The organism is Dietzia sp. SLG310A2-38A2 (assembly GCF_014145095.1).
In the GTDB taxonomy this organism is placed as follows: Bacteria; Actinomycetota; Actinomycetes; order Mycobacteriales; family Mycobacteriaceae; genus Dietzia.
Genome location: NZ_JAALDX010000522.1, coordinates 1587 through 3301 on the forward strand (window position 1 = coordinate 1587; position 1715 = coordinate 3301).

2 protein-coding genes and 1 pseudogene are annotated in these 1715 nt (G+C 72.4%); all 3 read right to left on the reverse strand.

Features of this window, described 5'->3' with window-relative positions:
- Positions 1-555: pseudogene (locus tag G6027_RS16545) on the reverse strand (biotin-dependent carboxyltransferase family protein); the annotation flags it as partial.
- Between the two features lie 62 nt (positions 556-617).
- Positions 618-1286 carry an urea amidolyase associated protein UAAP2 gene (locus G6027_RS16550; protein WP_182638104.1) on the reverse strand — a complete coding sequence of 223 codons (669 nt, stop codon included), beginning with the start codon at positions 1284-1286 and terminating at the stop codon, positions 618-620.
- Positions 1287-1298: 12 nt separating this feature from the next.
- Positions 1299-1715, reverse strand: a 417-nt coding sequence (locus G6027_RS16555) for a DUF1989 domain-containing protein (RefSeq protein ID WP_182638105.1), incomplete at its 5' end; no start/stop codon positions are given.

Consider the following 1715-nt stretch of genomic DNA (forward strand, 5'->3'; position numbering starts at 1 on the left):
CTCGGCCACGGCGACGTGCCAGTGGTGGCCGATGGCCGGGACCTCGTCGGCGAGGATCCGGCGTGGCACGCCCGGTCCGGGCTCACCGACGGCGAGGGCGTCCCCCGCCGCCAGGTTGCGTCCCTCGTGCCCCCCGAACCGCCCGAGGGTGAAGGTCGACGACGACCCGAGATACTGCTCGACGTCGATCCCTCCCCCGACCGCCACGTAGATGCGCATGCCCGGCCCGTCGAGCACCGGGATGTCGAGCACGGAACCGGCGTCGAGCTGAATCGGCTTCCACTGGGCCACCGGGCGACCGTCCACCGTGGGCCGCACGTGCGCGCCGCCCACGCAGACCGTGACCGGGGCGTCAGGCCGGATCGACAGGCCACCCCGAGTGCACTCCAGACCGGCAGCGCCCTCCGGGTTGCCCACGGCGATGTTGACCAGGCGGAGCGAGTAGTCGTCCATCGCCCCGGACGGCGGGACGCCCACGCCCCAGTACCCGATGCGGCCGGGCCAGTCCTGGACGGTGGTGATGAGTCCCGGGTTGAGGATCTCGAGGCGGGTCATGGCGGCTTCTCCTGTGGTGGCGGGTGCGCGGGTGGCGGGTGCGCTGGTGGCGGCTGCCGGACTCAGGCGGTGACGATCATCCGCACCGGCGTCGGATCGAAGCCGTTGCACGGGTTGTTGATCTGCGGGCAGTTGGAGACCAGGACGATCACGTCGCGGTCGGCGCGCAGCGCGAGCCGCTTGCCCGGGGCGGAGAGCCCGTCGACGATGCCGAGGGTGCCGTCGGCGTCCACGGGCACGTTCATGAAGAAGTTGACGTTGGGGACCAGGTCCCGCTTGCCCAGCCCGTGCCGGGCGCCCTCGCGGAGAAAGTTCTCCACGCAGGCGTGCTGGTGACGGGTGTGGTGGCCGTACCGCAGGGTGTTGGACTCCTGCGAACACGCGCCCCCGAGAGTGTCGTGGTTGCCCACCTCGTCGGCCGTGATCGTCACGAGGGGCTCGCCGGCGTCGTCCCGCAGGACACTGCCCGTGGTGAGGAAGATCGATCCCTGGGCGGCGACGGTCGCCGGGGCGCTGTAGCGACGGGTGGGGTCGTGGGCGTCGTAGAACAGGGTGTCGACGGCCTGGTTGCCCTCAAGGTCCACGATGGTCAGGCTCTGACCCTCGTGGAGGACGTGGGACCAGGCGGCTCTGGCGGCGACGATCTCGTCGGCGACCACCGCCCCGTCGGCGAGCGCGAGGTCGTCTGCGGCGCCGGTCCGGGGATCGGCGGTGACGGTCGAACGTGTCATGGGAGGTTCTCCTCAGTCGATCTGCGTGGAGGCGCGGTGGGCGGCCTCGGAGTTGGCGACGGCCCGTCGGTACTCGAGGTCGTCCCCGACGTCGGGGAGGACGCCTGCGCCGAGTGCGTCGAGGTCCTGCGGAGCGCTCCAGGCCAGGAGCTCCACTGTCCCGGCGTGGTACTGCTCCGACGGATCCAGCGGGTGGTCGGCGACCGCGACGGCCACGACGACGGGCAGGTGCAGGACCAGGTCGACGGTCGCGCCCGCCCCGGCGCCGCCGGTGGAGACGAGCGCCCCGTCGTCGTCGACCCGCACCCCGTGGAAGAACGACACGGTGTGGGGCAGGTCCCGCTCGACCAGCCCGTGCTTGAGGGCGGCCAGCAGCAGCAACTCCCGCCCGGCCGGTGACTCCGATTCCGGCGCCCCGGCCCCGTAGCG

What these genes read in the sequence shown, in the direction of transcription:
- G6027_RS16550 (WP_182638104.1), bottom strand. Translation starts at nt 1,286, where the DNA reads ATGACACGTTCGACCGTCACCGCCGATCCCCGGACCGGCGCCGCAGAC.